A 19,852-nucleotide genomic window follows, 5' to 3' on the forward strand; every position below is an offset into this window, starting at 1 on the left:
GTAAAACCCCTAACTTGCCTATATTTTTGGCTCGTCTCGCTCGCCCTCATCAAGATTACCAGTGGCATGAGTATTCATGCGTACTAAATTAGGCTTACGCTCACTCGCAGCGGCGCTCTTTAATGGCCCCTGCCCCGGTGGAGAATTAGGCTCATCAGACACTGGCTCACCGTTTTTAAAGGGCTGGATCATATTGGCGTATTGTTCAATGAGCCGATGCATTCCCTCTGGTGCTTCACAACGCGTAAACTGCATCTCCACATCGACAATATCGGTTCGCCGGCGGTTGCTGTCGCTGGTTTTCGGCGAAAGGTTCACCTTGAATGCCACTCGCTCGGCATTAAACCCATCCACTTGGTGCGTCGCCCGTTTCAACTCGCTTTCACTGATTTGAATCGACATATCAAAACGCATTTTGTCTAAGGCTATGCCTTGCGGCTGTACTAAAGCAATAAGCGGCACATACATATCGTGTTGCTCGTCGACTTGCACTTTCACCATTTTCGCCGCTAGCGAGCCATCCTCTTGAGTATCGAAGAACTGCTGCAATTGCATCACATATTGTTGCGATATCATGGTCCCGGTGGTGTTCACCGCATGGTGGATCCCCCGAGTGATATCGGTGAGCATTTGCGCATTCATCTTTTCTTTGCCAAACATCATAAGTCCTTACTATCAATGACATTGGGAGTGCGCAGCCGCTGTAATAACTCAGTGTTAAGAAAATGACTTTGAGCATGCAGCTGCACGTTAACATAGGCGCGCGTATCACCTGCGCGCCCAGAGTGCTCGGAATGTAACAGCACCACATTGGCCTGTTTGGTGTGACAGTGCGTAGACCAATAACGACTTGGTATTGGCCATAATGTACTGATAGCCTGCCAACACCGCCGCCAAGCACTTTTTAGCTTCACCTTAGCCGCCATCCTTTTTACCATTTTTATCAGAAGGCGGTGCGATTTCAGCTTTCGTGTCCGCAGGTAAGGCATCAGTAGCAGAGGGTTTACCCTCACCAATAACCACGGGCTTGGTAGCCGCATCGGTGAGAAAATCAATAACCCGCATTAATGCTTCAGGCGGCCCTTGGCGTTTTACTGCGGTATGAATTGAATATTTAGCTCGAGTGTCGGTTTTACGGGCTTGCTCCGACTTATGAGACACCTTGCCGTGTACTTTAACGGAAAATGGACCCCAGCCCATTTTTGCCTCAAAGCCACCCTCACCACTGGTTTCGCTGTGGCTTTCTTCTGATTGTGTCACTTCCAGTTCAAAGTCAATTGACCCTTCTTCGACACAAATATTGGGGTGGGTGATCGCTGCAAGTAGCGGCACCCGCATGGTTTTACGTATGGTGCCCTTGAAGTTACCTTCGGTGTCCACTTGGGTTTCATCGTATTCGAACTCAACGTTCACCGCCTTGCCATCTTTAATGCACACGGTCATCAAAAATTCGGCGTAAGCCCGACTTGCCTGTACTTGGGCGGTGATCATTGCATGCAATGGCCCCCCTATCATGCGATCCAATGGCAGGGCATTAATTACCGAGCCAACGAGTCCTGTATCGATAGCCATAGTTCTCTCCTTTTGTTCCTATTTGCGCTATTGCCATTAAAAACTAGGAGTCGCTGGCTTAACTCGTGCTCTTATGTAAGCCCTTGTAATAAAAGTAGCGCCGGATAAGCATAAAGATCACCGTGGCGCCGATGACGGCTGACATCAGGTGGTGTATCAGTAAGTGGCCGACAATAAAGGCCGGGATATCGTCGAAGGAGTCGATCAGCAGCAGCTTGAGTATTAGCGCCACATAAACGCTAAGATGCAAAAGAAACGCGACTTTAAATAACCGCCTAAACCCTTGCTTCATACTCGGATGAATAGCCACCACTCCCAAGCGCAGCAGTAGCCATGCGCACAGCGCAATGGCCATGGAAACCCCACCTAACCCCAATAAAGAGGTTTTAATAAGCACCACCGCTAAAATGACATAAAACCACATCGCTAACACTCACATAAACGCTGATACAACCCCGATGCCCGGCGCACTGGCGTGGCGATGGCATGAGCCAAAGTGCGCGCATCACAGATCAATTCAATATGCGCCTTGGCACGGGTCACACCGGTATACACCAATTGGCGATTAAGTCCTTGGCCGCCCCGATGCAGCGGCGGCAGCACCATGGCGGTATGGGCAAACTCAGAGCCTTGTGACTTGTGAATGGTCATAGCAAAAACTTTATCAAATTGCGGTAAACGCCCCGGATAGAATGCCCTGGCCTCACCTTGCGCGCCCATAAAAACGGCCTGAGGCTCGCCGTTGTCATCCGCCATAATGATGCCAATATCACCATTAAACAGGTGAAGCTGATAGTCGTTCTGAGTGATCATCAACGGCATACCAATATAAAAATGCTGCTGCACATTGATTTTCCCTTGCTGAGCGAGGTGATGTTCTATGCGTTGGTTAAGCGCATGCACACCAAAGGGCCCCTCTCGCAGTGCGGCAAGTAACTGGAAACGAGCAAATGCGTCATGCACCTGCACGGGCGTTGCCCCTGCTGCAATCAATGCTAGGTAGTGGCTGTACTGCTCGGCGCAGCGGGCAATGAGTGCGCTATAAAACCCCTCATCCAAAGGGTAATAACTAATATCACTGGCGCGGCTTTGCAGCAGGTATCGTGCTTTTTTGCTATCGGCTGTGTTAATTGCATACGCCAGTTGGCCTATGCCGCTGTCGCCATCAAAGCGATAGCTGTGCTGCAAAAAGGCAACATGATCGGTTAACGCATAGAGTGATTGCTGGCCACTGTGATAAGAATGCTCACCGCATAAATAGCCAAGTTGCTCAGCGCGCTGGTCACTGTAGTGCGGCAGCTGGCCAAGGGTACATTCACTGCAAATATCAGCCATGATATTGCCCGTGTCCACTGAACTCAGTTGGTCTTTATCGCCCAATAAAATCAATCGAGTGTGCGGTGCTAAGGCGTCTACCAATTTACTCATCAGGCTAATATCGACCATGGACGCTTCGTCGACAATCACTAAATCGGCATGCACCGGATTACCCCGATGATGGCGAAAATGATTGGACATGGGCACCGTGCCTAACAACCGATGCAGGGTTTGCGCTTGCTCGGGAATACTCTCTAATACCGCTTGGTCGGTCTCGGCTAAGTCGCCTTTTGCTCCTTGAATAGACTCGCTTAGGCGTGCTGCTGCTTTGCCGGTTGGAGCAACCAGTTCAATGTGCAAAGGGGCTTGGGCATAGAGCGATTGTAAAATCGCCAACAAACGCGTCACTGTGGTGGTTTTACCGGTACCCGGACCGCCGGTGATCACACAAAACTTACTGGTGGCCGCCAGAGCACAGGCCACTTTCTGCCAATCAGGTTCACTGTTTTGATTGTTAAAGTAATGCGCCAACAGCGCTTTGAGCGCCGGCAAATCAAGCTCCAAAGGCTGCTTAGCTAGCTGCAAAAAGCGCGCGGTTAACTGCGCTTCGTAGCCATCATAGCGCGCCAGATAGACGCGCTGCCCATGTATGCGCAGCGGTTTTTCAGCCCCAGTACACGGCAAGGCATTAAGGCAGCCGAGGGCATCAAAGTCAGGCGCAAAAAACGCGGGCACTGGCGCGCGGGTATCGAGCTCAAAGGGGTTGTCCCAGTTCACACTGTGTAAATCTAAGCAGGTATGCTGCTCATGCATAGCTTTGAGCAACAGCAGGATAATATAAAATCCCTCGCTGTAAGGTGGTTGCTGCTCATCGACGAGTAACGCCGCTAACTCGACATCCACGGTACGCACTTTACGCTGTTCTAACAGTACCTCAAGCATAGTGCGCTCCTTTGGCGAAAAGCCCGTCTAAGGTGTCGATTTCAGTCACACTGAATGGCCGATAGTACACTCCGTGTCCCTCGGGCATCGCTCGTAAAAAGGTATACACCATGCCACCTAGATGCTTAGCGGGGTCATAATCAGGCAATCGCGCCGCCAGCAAGCGGTGCAATGCCACCATATAAATCGCCCCTTGGACATGATAGCTATGGGCATTCATGGCGTGCGTTAAGGCTTCATCGTTATAATCATCGGCGCTTTCGCCGAGGTAATTCGATTTGTAATCAAGCACGTAATAGCGCCCCTGATAGCAAAAGATTAAATCAATAAAGCCTTTTAGCACGCCTTTAACACGTTCAAAATCAAGACCAAAGTCATAGCCAAACAGGCTTATCATGGTGGCATTAAAATGTTGGGCATCAAGCTCATTGAGCGCGAGATGAAATTCCATCTCCACTAAACAATCATCGCTTTGTAACTGCCCCAAATAAAGCCCTGACTCGAGTATGGGGCAGCGCATAATCGCCGCCATCCAGCTACACAGCAGCGCGTGCCAGCTCTCATCCAGTGCGTATTTATGCAGGGTATGGGTGATCACTTGCTCAAGCTCTTCCATGGCTTGCGCCTCGCCGGCGAGCACGCCGCGAAAAGAGATTTGCTCGAGTATATCGTGCAGTGCACTGCCAGGCCCCGGGCCTTTGGGAAAATCATAAGCCGTTAGCTGCGCTAGAGGGGATGCTTGCTTAAGCACTAAACTTTGCTGCAAACGATGATCCTCATCATCACCGCCACTGTGACTGGCACCATGATAATCACTGTGTTTGAAGCTCAAGGCGCTAAAGCTGGTGGCCCGCCAGTTGCGCTCAATATCCGCCTGCTGGGCGCGTACCAGGCGCTCAACGGCTGCGTTTTCCTGCACCAAATTCTCACCCGATTGATAATGATCAGCATCGGTTAAACTCATGTCCGGGTAAGGCGCGAGTCGAGCCTGCAGCAGCTCACGAATATTCTCCGTGCCCTCAGCGCGCGGAAACAACAAGTACCCTAGCGCGCTTTGCAAAAGCTGCGAGCGTTTATGTTTGCCTAAATTATAAAGCCCTAAGGCACAATGATAGATGGGCCGGGTCAAGGCCACGTACAATAACCTTAAGTCCTCGGCTAAGCGCTCACGCTCGGCGCGCGCAAGGTTCTCTTGTTGTTTAGATAAATCTAAGTACAGCTTCCCTTGGTGGTGATAATAAGCGGCGCTGGCGCTGCGGAAATTGACCGCAAACGGCATAAACACAATGGGGTATTCTAACCCTTTAGAAGCATGCATGGTCACGATTTGCACCAGCTGGGCATCGGACTCCAAACGCAGTTGGGCGCTGTCACCCTCACTGCTATCACGGGTCAATTGCTGGTGAAAATACTTCAGCAACCGCGCCGTGCCATCCAGTTCAAGTTGCTTATGTTGGAGAATTTCACCGAGATGACGAAAATCCGTTAATAGGCGCTCAACATCCCACCCTTGCTCGGCCCATACTTGCGGTAATTGATTTTGCCATAACAGCTGCTCGAGCATTGCCAACGCGCCATCGCGGTACCAACGCCGCTTGAGCTCGGCGAAGTGCTGCAATTGTTGCTGCCACTGTTCGGCATCATCGCTCAGTGCCAGCAATTGTGCGCTATTGAAGTTATAAAATGGCCCCGCCAGCAAGCCGCGCAGTGCGCGCTCATCATAGGGACCATGTATAATCGCCAACAAGCGGTAAAGATGTTGCGCCAGCGGTTGCTTAAACACACTTTCGCGGGCTAGATAAACACTGGCAACGCCTTGGCGAGTAAGCGCCTGTTTCATCAGTGCCGCTTCGCCCCTGTCGCGTACCAAGATGCAAAAATCGCCGGCGCACGGTGGCGTCTCACCCAGCAGCAAGTCGCCTTGTTGCGCCGCAGCCAACAAAAAGTGAACCCGCTTTGCAAATGCCTCGGCCAAGGCGCTTTGTCCTTGCTCTTTCGATAACACCTCAGCACCGCTGCCGTAAAAGACAAAATCCATGGCACCGAGCGCCTCGCCTTTATATAACAGCGCTTTATCTTTGCCATTCGCTTGCACTTCTTGATAGGGAATGGCGTCGTTAAAGATAAAGCTCTGCGGGTGACTGCTGAATAAGTTATTGACACTTTCCACTAATGGCGTCGCCGAGCGGAAGTTTTTTGCCAAGGTATATTGCTGCTGCGCGCTCAGTTGTTGCTTGGCGTCAATATAGGTAAAAATATCGGCGCCACGAAAACCATAAATGGCCTGCTTGGGATCCCCTATCATGGTGAGGTTAGTGAACTGCTCATCGCTGGGACGATAAATAGTGCTGAAAATACCATACTGAATGGGATCGGTGTCTTGGAACTCATCGATCATCGCCACTGGGTATTGGCGGCGAATTTGCTGTTGCAGCTGGTTGTCGCTGTCATTGTGCAACGCATCATAGAGCTGACTAAGCAGGTCATCGGGGGCGATAATGCCGGTGCGTGCTTTGTTGCTCTGCACATGGCGGCGCACATAGGCGAGCGCCAAGACACATATCACTTGTGCCAGGCGCTCACCCAGGCCTTGGCTAAGCTGCGCCATACGTTCAAATTCCACCACCAAAGGGTGAGAAAAAGGTTGGCCATTTTTCTTATAAATGCTGGGGTCCTCAAGGCTTTGCGCACTCCATAAGCTAAAGGAGTGTTTGGCCGCACCTAAACTCAACTGGGTGTCATCATTGTCGCTAAACGCTGCCAAGCCCGCCAAATTACTTTTATGCTTAGGTTTGGCATTGCCTTTGATATCGCTGGCGGCAATGGCATTGAAGAAATCGCCCTCGCGCAGTGCCTGTTTGAATTGGGGCAAAGCCTTGAGGTATTCGCTTTGGCAATGCCACAATTGGGTCAGCTCAGCCTCAGGATCATCAATGTGCGGTTGTAACTGCAGCTGCTTGCGATTAATGAGCGCACGCAGCTCTTTTAGCAGGCTATGTGGCGAGCTGTAATGAGCGAGGACCGCCTGCGCTTGCTCTGCACGCAGCGGATACACAAACTGTCGCCAAAAATCGAACACCGCCTGCTCGTGCAGCTCACTCTCATCCAGAGTGAAGCGCAAATTAAAGGCCATGTTCGATTCAAACGCATGTTGTTTAAGCATGCGCTGACAAAACCCATGAATGGTGTAAATGGCACTTTCATCCAAGGATTTCGCCGCCATATCCAGACGATTAAATGCCTGTTGACGGTCGTCAAGCTGCGCTATCAAGTCACGCAATAGCTCATCGCTGCTGTGCTCCCCTAGCAGCATGTTTTTTGCCATGCTAATGCGCGAGCGCACCCGGTCTTTGATTTCACTGGTGGCGGCCTCGGTAAAGGTCACGACCAATATTTGCTCGACCGTCAGCGGCTCGCCTTGGTTGCCCTGGGCATCTTCATACAGGCCTAATAAGTAGCGTAAATACAACCCGGTGATGGTATAGGTTTTACCGGTTCCGGCACTGGCCTCAATAAGCTGTTGTCCATCAAAGGCAAGGGTGACAGGGTTAAGCGTCTGCATAGCGTTGCTCCTCGCCTAATTGCGCTATGGGTTGCAACAATCGCGTACTCCAGTCACAGAATTCCTGCTCGCACTGGAAAAGGTCGGCAAAGTCAGTGGCGATGTAAGGGTCACTGCGCTCGGCGACCCCCACATACGGGCTGCCGACGAACTTAATATTGGCTTTATTCATATCTTGGCTTTGTATCCATTCCCAGGCACTGGCGGGGAAAAATGCCACACTGCTTTGATGGCTGCTAGTAAAGAGTTCAAGCCAAGGCTCTAATAATTGTCCGGCACGCTCAGCATTCATCGGGGCAAAAGACACTTGTTCGTCTAAGCCCATCACCACGGTAGTGACCGCCTCCCCACACAGCTGCGCGAGTAAGTGATAAATAAACCCTTGAATTCTATCCTTCGCTTTAATACTGGCGCTGCGATAAAACACCTGTTGGCTGCCATAGAGGTGCGCTAACCAACCTTGCAGGCGCACTCCAGAAACCGTGATATCCACTTCCAGCATTTGCGCCATTTGCCCTTGCGTACGCAGCTGAACCTGCTCTGCCAGTGGGCTGATACGACTACGCAGTTGCTGCAAGGTCAATGTCGATAACACACCTTGGGGCAGCACCCCACGCTGGATAATTTCCTCATCACTCGGAGCGCTACCGTGCAATTGTCCTTCGAGCAGCTCATCGAGTAATTGATAACGCGATAAGGCATCTAAATCGAAATGCTCGATATCTTCATCGTGTGCATCAATGCCATCTATGCGCACCCCAAGTACTTGTTGGTAGAAATAACGTTGTGGGCGAGTAGCACATTGCATTAAGGTGTCGAGCTCGCACAGTTGTGGCGCTGTGACAGCCAAAGGCTGAAGCTGTTGTTTTTGCTCTTGAGCGGCTGTTAACGGCAAGGCCCACACCGGATTAAAGCTTTGCCAACGGCTGTCCTTTTGATAATACTGCGGATGAAACGGCTGCAGATGATGCTCTATCACTAATCGGCTTGTAAACGTATCATCGCTGTCTTGCCAGCAAAAGCTGCGGTCTAAATATTCGCACAGCTCACTGACTAATACCGAGGGCATACGGGGACTGTTATCGCGGCTAGAGCGACCGATATAACTAAGATATAGGCTATCTCTGGCGCTCAACAAGGCCTCTAAAAATAAATAGCGGTCGTCTAGGCGACGTGAGCGATCGCCTTTGCGCCGCTGACTGTAAGGCACCAGGTCAAAACCAATAGGCTGTACACTGCGTGGGTAATCGGCATCGTTCAGCCCCAAGATACAGACCTTTTTAAAGGGCACGGCGCGCATCGGCATCAGCGTACAAAAGTTAACTTTACCAATTAAAAACCGCTGCCCCACGCCTTTTTGCTCGACACCTTGTTGAATCAAGGTGGCGAAGATCCGTGCCGAGATGAGCCCTTGATAGTCGCCATTATCATAATGCTTTTCAATGTCACTATAGAGGCCATCTAACAAGGCTAAGTCTGCGGCACTTAAATGCTCTACTGCCATCACTTCACTGGCAATTGCGCGCAAGCTGGTACACTTATCCAATAAGCTTGCATCACCACTAAGTGCCTGCTTGGCCTGCAACAACACATTGATAAAGGCCAAGAGTTTGCTCAATGTATCACTGGCCATGCCCTCAACTGCGTCTGCCGGATAAACCCCATGATAAGGCGCATCGGTGGCCGCGATGCCTAACAATAATCGCTTTATTCCCAAACGCCAGGTGTTGAGATCAATACTTGGCAGGTTGAATTCTTGTTTGTGCGCGCCATCAATTCCCCACTTCACCCCGACTTGCTCAAGCCACACTTGGCACTGTTCGAGTTCGCTGGCGACGAAGCCGAAATGCTGGCTAATGGCCTCAATGTATAATAAATCCATCAATTCACTGACACCAAAGCGGCTAAAGGGTAGATTCACCAAGCTCACCAAGGCATTAACAATAGGCTGCTCTTGGGCAATGGATAAGTCGGCAATGGCATAGGGAATATGGCGCTCGCCTTTAGCGCCACCAAACACCGCTTCAATAAAGGCGCTGTACTGGCCGACATCAGGCATCATCACAATGATGTCTTTGGGTGTTAGGGTTGGATCGCGGGCAAACTCAGCAAGTAGATGGTCGTGTAAGCACTCCACTTCGCGCAAAGCAGTGTGGCAATTACTTATTAACAGGGAGTGATCTTGTTGCGCCAATGCTATCTTACCCTGCTCACTGATAAACCAGTGTGGGTCTTGCGCTAAGCTTTCCCCTTTGAAAGCTAATTCATATACCTCTTGCTGCAGACGACCCAATAAATGCGGCGCAAATTCATCATCGAAACCATCCAGCCACTTGCCATCTAATTGCAGCAGTTGCTCTAGGTAATCGCGGCCAAGCTTACCCCATGATGCCAATAACGGATTACCGACGATAAAATATTGTTGCTCAGATTCAGCCGCGTCGATATTAGGCTTACGTTGATACTGAGTGTGTATTTTAGCCAGAGTTTTCTCATCAACGATATCGCCCCAATAATGTTCACTGGGGTTGAACAGAAATATCAACACATCCGTGTGCTCACTGAGCGCCTGAAAGATCGCTAGCTGCGATTGCGCCAAAGCGGAGATACCAAACAAGCAAATACGTGGCGGCAGTTGCAACTGCCCCGCCGCCAGTGCATCCAGTAATCCTTGGTGCATATTAGCGCGGTGGTACGGGCTTTGCTTCAGCTCTTGAACACGCGCGACTAAAGCACGCCAAAGATCGGGCTGCCAAGGTGCATGGCTAATATCAACGTCATCTAGTTGGTCTTCACCCGCTTGCCAACTAGCCAACCACTGTGGTCGATACATTAGATAATGATCGAACACATCGGCAATTTTCTCACACAGGGCATAGCGTTTGTGACCATCATCGTCACCATCAAGGTAGCGCATCAGGGGTTGGTAATGAGCCTGTGTTAATTTTTGCGGCAACAGTTCGTAGAGCTTCCATGTCATATTGGCTTTGTTAAACGACGACTCTGGCGGAACATCAGGCAAAGCTTGCTGGTACAAAGACCAGATAAAACTCGAAGGTAATGGAAAGTCGACCTGTGCACATACGCCTAACTGCGCTGTAAGCTCAAGCTTCAACCATTGTGACATTCCTGGAGAATGCACCAATACTTGCTCTTTATGGAAAATATTAGAACTGCTGGTATTCGCCAGCAACGCACAGAGCTGGGCGCTGAGAATCTCCATACGGTTTGACTGTATTATATGCAGCATGCGTTATCGGTATTATTGGAATGCCTAGATAGCCAGTGTACGCAATTTTAATGACGGGCACTAGGTTGACATCACAGTGTATTTTCACCTTATTGGTTATTGTTAAGCGGCATCATTGTTGCACCTAAGTTAATAGCAAAATATTCGGTAACATCTTGAATTTGCATATTTTAGGAACATAGATTAAGTTATAACCACAATGGAATGAATTAGCACACAGGAGCGTGCCAATGCGATTGATTGCTTTCAGCCTTTTTTGTGCCGGCTTACTTGCTTGCTCAGTGACGCTGCTTGGTGATTTTGGACAACATCGCCCACTTATCTCTGATTTAGTGACCCAATCTCAAACCCTATCCCCGCAAGTGAAGGGGAAGCTTGCTTTGGGCGGCTCTGAGCTGGCCAATGTCGAAATTACTCGCACCTTATCGGTGGGCGATCAGCAATTCGTTAGCCGCGCGAAAACAGACAGCAGCGGACACTTTTACTTTGCCCCCATGACCACAGAGCACACTGTTTTTGGCGAGCCTCCGGAGCGCTTATGGCAGGACATCAGTGTGCGCTACCAAGGCCAACAGTACGTGTTATGGTACACCGCCATTGACCATGAATTAGACAACTTCGTGCTACAAGAAACCCTATCGCAGTTGCAGTGTAATTTGCTCTCCGCTGAAAATGAATTCAACATCAGCGATAAGCGCCGCCCTAGCCTGCCCGTGAATGTCTACTCGATATGTGATTTACATGTGCAAAAATCGGCACAAAAAAAAGCCGCTGTTATCAGCGGCTAAGTCGGGGTCTAATCAGAGTTCAAGCAACACATACGTCATTACTTGCCACTCATAGTAAAGCGCCAAAATTGCAAATTCATGACAAGGGTCATATTTTTGCATTTTCTTCGCTCACCACCAAAAATATAGCGGCACTGCAAAGCTAGCGTAGCCTTTTTAGTAAAGTTCAGCCAACATATCATCAGTGTATGGCGTGAGTGGTTTTTGCGCTTTCACTTTGGCGACCAAATCAGGGTTAGCAATAAAAGGACGACCTAAGGCTAGTAAATCGAACTCTTCATTACTGATTGCCTCAGCGCCTTGCTCCGGCGTATAACTGCCAACACCTACCAAGTTCCCGTTATAATGTTTACGTAGATATTGCGAGGCACTGCCGTTGCCACCAAGATAAGGGAAACGCATGCTGTCATCGAAAATACCCAAGTGCAGATACGCAAGGTTTCGATGGTTAAGCTGCTCCAGTAAATAGTCGAACACGGCGGTATCTTGCTCATCGCCCTCATCGAGCAGGAAGTACGCCCCAGGGGATAACCGTAAACCCACTTTCGCAGCCCCCACACGCGCGACGACAGCGTCGACCACCTCAAGTGCAAAACGTGCGCGATTGGCAGCATTGCCGCCATAGTTGTCGTTGCGTTGGTTGCTACTGTGGTGCAGGAATTGATCAATAAGGTAGCCATTGGCACCATGGATCTCAACGCCGTCAAAACCAGCCTCTATCGCGTTTTCTGCCGCTTTAGCATAATCAGCCACAAGCTGTTCGATTTGCGCTTCACTCGCGGCTTTTGGTGTTTGGTAACTTAATTCACGCATGCGCGGCACAGTGCCTTCGATACCAATCGCACTGGCACCGAGCACATCTCCTGCAAAAAAGTGTGGATGAGCGACACGGCCAACATGCCATAGTTGGCAAAATATCTTGCCTCCTTGGTCATGCACTTGCTCAGTGACATTGCGCCAACCTTGTATTTGCTCACTGGTGAATATACCCGGGACATTCGGATAGCCCTGGGCATCAGGGCGAATAATCGTGGCTTCACTAATGATCAACCCAGCATCAGCGCGACGAGCATAATAGGCCGCCATTTTTTCCGTTGGTACGAGATTATCATCCGCCATACAGCGTGTAAGCGGCGCCATAAGAATGCGATTTTTAAGAGTCAGTTCGTCATTTAAAGCATAAGGTTGTAAAAGAAGATCGGTCATATAAAGCATATTTATTTTTTTGAATGTATATTCAACGTATGGATTTTTGAATGCTAATTCAAGTAAATATTGAAAATAAATGGTACCATGTTCGTTATCTTAGTTAGCAGCATCATGTCGTTTTTATGCGCAGCGCCGAATTTGACAGAGCCCACGTTTTACAACAAGCCATGCAAACCTTTATGGAGCATGGTTACAGCAAAGCCAGTATGCAAAAACTAACCCAAGCAACGGGGTTGCATCCAGGCTCTATTTATTGCGCATTTGGCAGTAAAAAAGGTCTGTTTATCGAGGCGGTGAGTCACTACCATCAGCAAAAACAACAAGCATTCGACACCATTTTTGACGCCCAACGCCCGGTTGTTGATAGTTTGCGTGAATTTATCGCCAACACGGTCACTGAGTGCGTGCAAAAGACCTGTGCGAAGGTATGTTTACTCACCCGCTCTTTAAATGAAATTGAAGGCCAAGACCCGGAAGTGGCCAATATTCTTGCACAAAACCTCAAGCAGTTAGAGCAGAACCTAGCTGCGCAAATTCGCCGCGCTCAGCACCAAGGTGAAGCCGTGAACCAAGATGACGCGATGAAGCTAGCGCGCTTTTTGGCCATGGGCATTTACGGCATGCGCACCTATGCGTTTACACAGCCAGATGAAGCCTTGTTAACACAAATGGGCGAACAACTTTTAGCCGCTATTATTGTTGATTAACTTGAAATTCATCGCTATCGCCCATAATACAGCTAATATTCCACATTCAGTGGGGGATGAAACACAATTGACCAAAGCTCACGGCGAAAACCTCTGCACGTAATTGGTTTTGGTGAAATGTGTACCTCTTCACACATTAATAATTAATAGAAGAGTACAATATGACAACACATATACGCTCCGCACTCATCGCCGAAGGCGGTGGACAAAAAGGCATTTTTACCGCCGGCGTACTCGATGCTTTCCTAGAAAAGAAATTTGCGCCCTTCGATTTAAAAGTCGGCGTTTCTGCAGGCGCCCAAAATCTCGCAGCTTACTGTGCTCGGGCGCGCCAATACGCGCAAACAGCGATTGAGCACCTCACCACAGAGCAACAGTTTTTTCGACCGGCCCGGTTTTTCACCGGTGGTAACGTCATTGACCTAGACTGGTATTTTCATCAAGTTGAGCACAACGGCAAGGTGCGCTTCCCCACTGAGCCTAATAACCTCACGCCAGAGAGTAATTTTTATGCGGTAGCTAGCCACTACGACTCGTTTGAGCCGCATTACTTACATACTTGGCATGAAAATATGTTTGCGCACCTAAAGGCCTCAAGCGCTATTCCATTTCTGTATCGCCCCGGCGTAAAAGTCGAAGGCCATGGCATGATGGATGGCGGCGTTGCCGACCCCCTGCCGGTGCGGTGGGCTCATGAAAAAGGCGCGAAAACCATATGGGTGATCCGCACAGTTGAAGCTCATGATGATGGCAAGATGCCGGTGTTGGAGAGGCTTAAACCTATTATGAGGCGCATCAACCAGTCGCCACGGATGTTTGAAATTTATCATCACTATCAACAGCGTTACGCCGAGGCTGTTGAGTTTATGAGGTCACCACCTGAAGGTGTTAACGTGGTTCAAATAGCCCCAACTCGGCCATTACAATCTATGGTGTTAGGCTCAAGTATCGAGACTTTAGAAGAGGACTATCGCCTCGGTTTTGAAGTTGGCCTAAAAGCAGTCAATCGATGGAAAGAGCCCGAGCCACAACCTGAGGCAGTATAATAAGGCCTCGGGTTGCGCTGCTCAATGGTAAAGCTAAAACATGGTATTGGTATTTTTGGCTTGCTCAGGAATGGCTTGAATGACATCCCAGTGCTCAACAATTTTGCCATTTTCCACACGAAATATATCAACAATGGCACCGCCATTCGGCTGCGGCGGCCAGTGGTAACTTTTAACGTGTAATACCACCAAGTCGCCCTCAGCTATCACCCGCACTATTTCACCACTGGGTCCGGCGCTTTTATCTCGTTTAGGCAAGCTGCGCAATAACGCCCGCAGCCCTTCTTTACCATCTGCGACCATGGGGTTATGTTGGATATAGCGCGGACCTAGGTACTTATCGATATGTGTCGCGTCTTCGGCTAGTACCACATCGGTATAAAAATCAATGACCAGTTGTTTGTTTTTGGTCAGTTGACCTTCAGCCAGTGTACTGGTGCTAAATAAAATCATGAGTGTAATGAGTATTTGCTTCATCGCTGCCTCTTATGCTTAAAAAGTGACCCGTTCCATGTTGTAAAATGAGCCTATAGCGCTCGTTTTATGAGTTGGGGTTGCATGTTGCCAGCTTAGAATAAACTCAAAAACATCCGATGAGCAGTGAATTTCATTAACAGTAGTTTTAATTAATCTGAATGAAATTTATCGACAAAAACCCAGGCCTGAGCGGCGTTTTTAATCATCGCCCTATTAAGTAATGACAGCGCTAGCCATCACCACCTAAAACGGAGGAAGGTTGAACGGCTAGTCTGCTTGCGCAGTTAGCCATAGGTAATCATGCGGCTTAAAAAGTACGTAAACAATGGCGAGCATAATTCGCGGACCACGTAAGTTTGAACCTCCGCTTAGCTGCGCCGTCCCTTCTGTTGGCACGTTAATACGCACTTTATTAGAGCGGCACCAGTCCACTTTTAAATAAACTTCTTTTTCGCCTGGTGGCACATCAAACTCAACACTTTCGCCATTACCAATTTTACCCAACGCCTTACCTTCACACATAACCGTGTACTTTCTAGCTCTATCTGCATAGCCACTATCACGACTAATTCGTAGTTTACTCATGGTTTTCCTTAACACCTTAACGGCGACAGTCATCAAAGCCGTGAGTGTAACAAAAATTGCCATGAATAACGTAAAATGCTTTTAGCTCAGTTATCTATACTTTTCTCTTGCCAAATTCCTGACTCTGTTTGCCCCTGTATTTTGACCTTTGCTACGCAAAATTCAGGTGCTTTACCCTGCTTACGCTGGCGGTGGTAGTCTGATGTAACGCGTTTAATCGTCGGCGTAAGCTGCACAATCGCGATGATATTAACCAGTGTCATCAAGCCTAAGGCCATATCTGCTAAACTCCATACTTGCTCAAGCTTGGCACTGGCTCCCCATAACATCATCGCTAGATAACTGAGCATGTACAGGCCTCTGCCCATACGATTATCCAGTGCAAAAAGGTGCAAGTTGCTCTCGGCATAGGCGAAGTTTGCCACCACTGAGGTAAATGCAAACAAGGTGATTGCCGCCGCAACAAAATACACACCGGCATCGGCCATATGCGCGGTCATGGCATCCTGGGTGAGGCGAATACCCTCCATATCGCCGCTGATGGGGATATCCGCCAGTAATATAATCACCGCCGTGCAGCTGCATAGCACTATGGTGTCGAAAAACACCCCTAGCATTTGTATATACCCTTGTGTGGCTGGGTGATTCGGTGTTGGTGTTGCCGCACCCGCTGCGTGGGGAACACTCCCGGCTCCAGCCTCATTGGAATAAAGGCCGCGCTGAATACCATTTTTAATCGCTGCTCCGAGCGCCCCAGCTCCCGCTTCTTGCAGGCCGAACGCACTATGCAAAATATCACTGAGCATCGCCGGCACCCGTTCATAATTGACCATCGTCACCACCAGGGCGCTAAACACAAAAACTAACCCCATTAGCGGCACCACCCGCTCTGCGAAACGGGCAATGGCCTTAAAGCCGCCGGCGATGATACTGCCTGTGACTAAGGTGATAACCAAACCGGTATAAAATCGGTCCACGCCAAAGGCATGGTGCAACGCATCGGTGATAGTGTTGGTTTGCATGGCACTAAAGCTAAAGCCATAACCGAGAAACAAACACAGCGCGAAAGCAATGGCTAACCATTTTTGCCCCAACCCCATTTGAATGTAGTACGCAGGGCCGCCGCGAAACTCGCCTTGGCTATCACGCACCTTATACACTTGCCCTAGTACGCTTTCGGCAAAGCCGGTGGCCATACCGAGTATGGCAATCACCCACATCCAGAACACCGCACCACTGCCACCCAAAGAAATAGCCACTGCCACCCCGGCGAGGTTGCCAGTGCCCACACGAGCGCTTAGGCCGGTACACAGCGCTTGAAATGAGCTTATTTCGTTTTTATCCGCCTGAGCACTGGTTCTTAATAGCGCGAACATATGGGTAAAGTGAGTGATCTGAATCCCTCTGAGCGAAATCGAAAACCACACACCAGCAAAGAGCAGTAAATAAATAAGGATCTGCCCTTCCCCCCACAACAGCGCATTTACGCTGGCTATCAATGACTCTAGCAATGTTCACTCCAAGTGCTTGTAAAACTGCTTGTTTATGTCACTTTATACTAGGCTATGGAGATAAAAATGCGACTTTAGGCGGGATATAATCTAGGAGGCTAAGCCTCCTAGATAGGCAGTAACGCTAAGGTTGAGCGAGTTGACGTTTTACCTCATCACTGTCTTGGTTGGTGTAGTTTTCGGCGCTAAGCCCTAACCAATGCGGCACGGTGGCACTAATGAACACCGATGACCAAGTGCCCACCAGCACACCCACAAACAAGGTGATGGCAAACCCTTGAAGAGGCGGCCCTGCCAACGTCCAGATACTAATAATCGTCGCCAGTGTGGTCATTGAGGTAATAAGTGTACGACTCATGGATGCGGCAATGGCGATATTGATACTCACCGCCACCGATTGTGCGGGCTTCGCGCGGACAATCTCACGCACCTTATCACCGATAACAATGGAGTCATTGAGCGAATAGCCAATGATGGCAAGGATGGCAGCTAACACGGTTAAGGTGAAAGGAATGTCAAAGAGCACCAGCACCGCCAGCGTCAGTGCAACGTCATGCACCAACGCCAAGGTGGCCGCCAGCGCTAAACGCCATTCAAAGCGACAGACTAAATACAGCATCACCGCTAGGGTTGCGAATAACAACGCCATCAGCCCCTGGTCGATGAGCTCGTCACCGGCCTGTGCACCTAAAAAGCTGCTATCCAGTAGCACCAATGCGTTGTCACTGACCCAGGTATCGAGCCACTTGGGGTTGCTCTGCCCTTCGCTCGGTGGTTGAAATAATTGATATTGACTATCACTGTGTGCACTTAATTGAAAATCGCCACTCAGTAAGCCCTCTAATTGGTGTTGTAGTTGCTGTTGAGTGAGCGCCTCAGGCGCTTGAAATTGATGCACATAACCGCCAGTAAAATCTTGGCCAAGCGGTACTCCTTTGATGGCAATCACAGTGCCGGCGAGTACCAGCATAAGCATACTGATCGCCATTCCCAGATGGCGTAATCGTGTTAAATAATTAGCCATGACGCACCTCCTTCGCCGCTGCGAACAACCAGTGTGACAAGTAAGAAGACACCAATACACCGCTAAATACACTGGTGAGAATGCCCAGCGCTAACGTAATGGCAAAGCCTTTAACTGGGCCATAGCCCACACCGATAAGCACTAAGGCACTGATAAATGTCGTTAAGTTGGCATCAATAATACTGCTCATCGCGCCTTGATAGCCACGTTTAAGAGCTTGTAAGCGGGTTCTGCCTAAGCGCAGTTCCTCCTTGATACGCTCAAATATAATGACGTTGGTATCCACCGCCATGCCAATAGTCAGCACCAAACCGGCAATCCCAGGTAGCGTTAATACCACGCCGGGTAGCAGTGACATTAGCCCCACCAAAGCAATTAGGTTAATTGCTAATGCAAGGTTGGCGACAACCCCTAAACGCCGGTACCACAGCAGCATAAACGACAATGTTAGCGCTAAGCCCAATAACAAAGCGTTAAAACCGTTCTCTATGTTTTGCTTACCGAGGCTGGGGGTCATGGTTTGCTCTTTGACTATGGTAATGGGTGCTTCTAATGAGCCTGCGCGCAATACTAAGGCTAAGTCTTGAGCTCGTTGCCAGGTACCCAGCCCAGTAATACTAAAACGCGTTCCCAATGCTTCGTTAATGGTCGCCACAGATATGACCTGCTCGCGCATTCGCACCTCACCTTGGGCATCCACTACATATTCACTGTACAAGGTAGCCATGGGTTGACCTATGTGCGCACGCGAGAACCGATTAATTTTGTCTCCCCCTGCTGAGGATAGTTGCAACTGTACCATCGGCTGCCCCATTTCATCTCGGCCGGCTTGAGCACCGGTGATATCTGCACCCGTGAATATTGCTTTACTCTCTATGGCAATGCTGTGCCCTTGCTCAGTGCGCACCCGCTTACCGCCAATTTCTTGCAGGCCGTGAAAAGAAAGCTGTGCAGTGGCACCAATAATACGCTTTGCTTCACTGAGGTCTTGCACACCGGGTAGCTCAATACGAATAGCCCGCTCGCCTTGGCGTTGCACCACGGCTTCGGTTATGCCTAGCTCCTCGATGCGCGAGCGCAAAGTAGCCAACGCTTGTGTCATATCTGCCTGAGCAAATTGCTGTTGCTGCGCATCCAGGTAGCGTAAGGATACTATTTCTAAGCTGCCTTGATGGGCGCTACCGATATCCAGTTTTGGGTAGGCCGCTTGCAACTTATCAGCCAATTGCTGTAAGTGCGCTTGGTTAGCTGGCGCTGCCACTAAGCGTACTTCGTTATTTTGCGGCGAGTGTATTTTTATGCCCCGTAAACGCGCTTTAACTCTCAGCGTATTAGCCTCTTCGGCAATGCTCTTTAACCGTGTGGCGAGTGCTTGGTCAGTATCCACTTGCAATACGAATAGCACCCCTCCCCCTAAGTCCAGACCAAGCTTCATCGGCGCTAACCCCAAACTTTGCAGCCACTGTGGTGTGCTGCTTTGGCTGACGACTTTGACCTGCCCATGCCCATGCCCATGCTCACGCAATATACGTGCGGCTTCGGCACTGCGTGCGGGATCCGTTAAACGGATATCAAAGCGTTGCTCGCCAGCATCATAGTGCGCCTTTGCGAGGGTAAAACCAGCCTCTGTCAACTCTGTTTTAATATTAACGGTGTCGCTGTGGGTGTGCACAGACGCCACATGCACTACAGCATGATCAGGGTAGATATTGGGAAGCGCACTAAGAAAAAGTACTAAAATAACACTAATAACGGTAAATAAGCGCAGCTGTCTGCTCAGCGCCGACGCGCCTTTGACTCGCTCTTGCGAGTGAGGTTGTTGTCTCATTGTGAGTCCTTTTCGCTTGCTCAGCAAGCGTGTT

The 19,852-nt window shown here is 49.6% G+C and carries 16 protein-coding genes; 3 read left to right on the top strand and 13 right to left on the bottom strand.

The window, feature by feature from the left end:
* Window positions 1–18: 18 nt before the first annotated feature.
* From PRUTH_RS06290 to recC, 7 genes are read right to left on the bottom strand one after another with little or no spacing between them, the layout of a single operon-like run.
* Window positions 19–663, bottom strand: a complete 645-nt coding sequence (locus PRUTH_RS06290; RefSeq protein WP_081604450.1) for a DUF2589 domain-containing protein — start codon at window positions 661–663, stop codon at window positions 19–21.
* On the bottom strand, window positions 660–926 hold the full coding sequence (locus PRUTH_RS06295) for a hypothetical protein (RefSeq protein WP_151172865.1): 267 nt from the start codon (window positions 924–926) through the stop codon (window positions 660–662). The genes PRUTH_RS06290 and PRUTH_RS06295 overlap by 4 nt, the downstream gene beginning before the upstream one ends.
* Complete coding sequence (locus tag PRUTH_RS06300) at window positions 916–1,572, bottom strand: DUF2589 domain-containing protein (RefSeq protein WP_218939692.1); 657 nt, start codon at window positions 1,570–1,572, stop codon at window positions 916–918. Before PRUTH_RS06300 ends, PRUTH_RS06295 begins: the two co-directional genes overlap by 11 nt.
* Window positions 1,573–1,630: 58 nt before the next feature.
* Window positions 1,631–1,996 carry a hypothetical protein gene (locus tag PRUTH_RS06305; RefSeq protein ID WP_151172866.1) on the bottom strand — a complete coding sequence of 122 codons (366 nt, stop codon included), beginning with the start codon at window positions 1,994–1,996 and terminating at the stop codon, window positions 1,631–1,633.
* Window positions 1,997–1,998: 2 nt separating this feature from the next.
* The gene (recD, locus tag PRUTH_RS06310) at window positions 1,999–3,831 is read right to left on the bottom strand and encodes an exodeoxyribonuclease V subunit alpha (RefSeq protein WP_151172867.1); all 1,833 of its coding nucleotides are present in this window, start codon (window positions 3,829–3,831) and stop codon (window positions 1,999–2,001) included.
* The gene (recB, locus tag PRUTH_RS06315; protein ID WP_151172868.1) at window positions 3,824–7,393 is read right to left on the bottom strand and encodes an exodeoxyribonuclease V subunit beta; all 3,570 of its coding nucleotides are present in this window, start codon (window positions 7,391–7,393) and stop codon (window positions 3,824–3,826) included. Before recB ends, recD begins: the two co-directional genes overlap by 8 nt.
* Complete coding sequence (gene recC, locus PRUTH_RS06320; protein WP_151172869.1) at window positions 7,380–10,643, bottom strand: exodeoxyribonuclease V subunit gamma; 3,264 nt, start codon at window positions 10,641–10,643, stop codon at window positions 7,380–7,382. The genes recB and recC overlap by 14 nt, the downstream gene beginning before the upstream one ends.
* Before the next feature lie 230 nt (window positions 10,644–10,873).
* Here recC and PRUTH_RS06325 point away from each other — a divergent pair, with 230 nt between their 5' ends.
* The gene (locus PRUTH_RS06325; RefSeq protein ID WP_151172870.1) at window positions 10,874–11,431 is read left to right on the top strand and encodes a DUF6795 domain-containing protein; all 558 of its coding nucleotides are present in this window, start codon (window positions 10,874–10,876) and stop codon (window positions 11,429–11,431) included.
* Window positions 11,432–11,587: 156 nt separating this feature from the next.
* Here the strand turns inward: PRUTH_RS06325 and PRUTH_RS06330 are convergent, their stop codons facing one another.
* A complete protein-coding gene (locus PRUTH_RS06330; protein ID WP_022943768.1) occupies window positions 11,588–12,637 on the bottom strand; it encodes an alkene reductase in 1,050 nt (349 codons plus the stop codon).
* Between the two features lie 125 nt (window positions 12,638–12,762).
* On the opposite strand from PRUTH_RS06330, the gene PRUTH_RS06335 reads away from it, so the two are divergent.
* A complete protein-coding gene (locus PRUTH_RS06335) occupies window positions 12,763–13,347 on the top strand; it encodes a TetR/AcrR family transcriptional regulator (RefSeq protein ID WP_130144940.1) in 585 nt (194 codons plus the stop codon).
* A 161-nt stretch (window positions 13,348–13,508) separates the two neighbouring features.
* A complete protein-coding gene (locus tag PRUTH_RS06340) occupies window positions 13,509–14,393 on the top strand; it encodes a patatin-like phospholipase family protein (RefSeq protein WP_022943766.1) in 885 nt (294 codons plus the stop codon).
* Window positions 14,394–14,426: 33 nt separating this feature from the next.
* Here the strand turns inward: PRUTH_RS06340 and PRUTH_RS06345 are convergent, their stop codons facing one another.
* From PRUTH_RS06345 to secD, 5 genes are all read right to left on the bottom strand, one after another.
* Complete coding sequence (locus PRUTH_RS06345; protein ID WP_151172871.1) at window positions 14,427–14,870, bottom strand: nuclear transport factor 2 family protein; 444 nt, start codon at window positions 14,868–14,870, stop codon at window positions 14,427–14,429.
* 267 nt (window positions 14,871–15,137) lie between these two features.
* Entirely contained in the window at window positions 15,138–15,455 is a 318-nt protein-coding gene (locus tag PRUTH_RS06350) for a hypothetical protein (RefSeq protein ID WP_022943764.1), read from the bottom strand.
* A gap of 86 nt (window positions 15,456–15,541) precedes the next feature.
* Entirely contained in the window at window positions 15,542–16,966 is a 1,425-nt protein-coding gene (locus PRUTH_RS06355; protein ID WP_151172872.1) for an alanine/glycine:cation symporter family protein, read from the bottom strand.
* 124 nt (window positions 16,967–17,090) lie between these two features.
* Entirely contained in the window at window positions 17,091–17,990 is a 900-nt protein-coding gene (gene secF / locus PRUTH_RS06360) for a protein translocase subunit SecF (RefSeq protein WP_151172873.1), read from the bottom strand.
* Window positions 17,983–19,818, bottom strand: coding sequence for a protein translocase subunit SecD (gene secD, locus PRUTH_RS06365; RefSeq protein WP_151172874.1), 1,836 nt, complete (start codon window positions 19,816–19,818; stop codon window positions 17,983–17,985). Before secD ends, secF begins: the two co-directional genes overlap by 8 nt.
* Window positions 19,819–19,852: the final 34 nt, after the last annotated feature.

This window comes from Pseudoalteromonas ruthenica (genome assembly GCF_008808095.1).
Lineage (GTDB): Bacteria > Pseudomonadota > Gammaproteobacteria > Enterobacterales > Alteromonadaceae > Pseudoalteromonas > Pseudoalteromonas ruthenica.

Coding starts and splice junctions, on each gene's coding strand:
- PRUTH_RS06290 (WP_081604450.1), bottom strand. CDS start 663: ATGATGTTTGGCAAAGAAAAGATGAATGCGCAAATGCTCACCGATATC.
- PRUTH_RS06295 (WP_151172865.1), bottom strand. CDS start 926: ATGGCGGCTAAGGTGAAGCTAAAAAGTGCTTGGCGGCGGTGTTGGCAG.
- PRUTH_RS06300 (WP_218939692.1), bottom strand. CDS start 1,572: ATGGCTATCGATACAGGACTCGTTGGCTCGGTAATTAATGCCCTGCCA.
- PRUTH_RS06305 (WP_151172866.1), bottom strand. CDS start 1,996: ATGTGGTTTTATGTCATTTTAGCGGTGGTGCTTATTAAAACCTCTTTA.
- recD (WP_151172867.1), bottom strand. CDS start 3,831: ATGCTTGAGGTACTGTTAGAACAGCGTAAAGTGCGTACCGTGGATGTC.
- recB (WP_151172868.1), bottom strand. CDS start 7,393: ATGCAGACGCTTAACCCTGTCACCCTTGCCTTTGATGGACAACAGCTT.
- recC (WP_151172869.1), bottom strand. CDS start 10,643: ATGCTGCATATAATACAGTCAAACCGTATGGAGATTCTCAGCGCCCAG.
- PRUTH_RS06325 (WP_151172870.1), top strand. CDS start 10,874: ATGCGATTGATTGCTTTCAGCCTTTTTTGTGCCGGCTTACTTGCTTGC.
- PRUTH_RS06330 (WP_022943768.1), bottom strand. CDS start 12,637: ATGACCGATCTTCTTTTACAACCTTATGCTTTAAATGACGAACTGACT.
- PRUTH_RS06335 (WP_130144940.1), top strand. CDS start 12,763: ATGCGCAGCGCCGAATTTGACAGAGCCCACGTTTTACAACAAGCCATG.
- PRUTH_RS06340 (WP_022943766.1), top strand. CDS start 13,509: ATGACAACACATATACGCTCCGCACTCATCGCCGAAGGCGGTGGACAA.
- PRUTH_RS06345 (WP_151172871.1), bottom strand. CDS start 14,870: ATGAAGCAAATACTCATTACACTCATGATTTTATTTAGCACCAGTACA.
- PRUTH_RS06350 (WP_022943764.1), bottom strand. CDS start 15,455: ATGAGTAAACTACGAATTAGTCGTGATAGTGGCTATGCAGATAGAGCT.
- secF (WP_151172873.1), bottom strand. CDS start 17,990: ATGGCTAATTATTTAACACGATTACGCCATCTGGGAATGGCGATCAGT.
- secD (WP_151172874.1), bottom strand. CDS start 19,818: ATGAGACAACAACCTCACTCGCAAGAGCGAGTCAAAGGCGCGTCGGCG.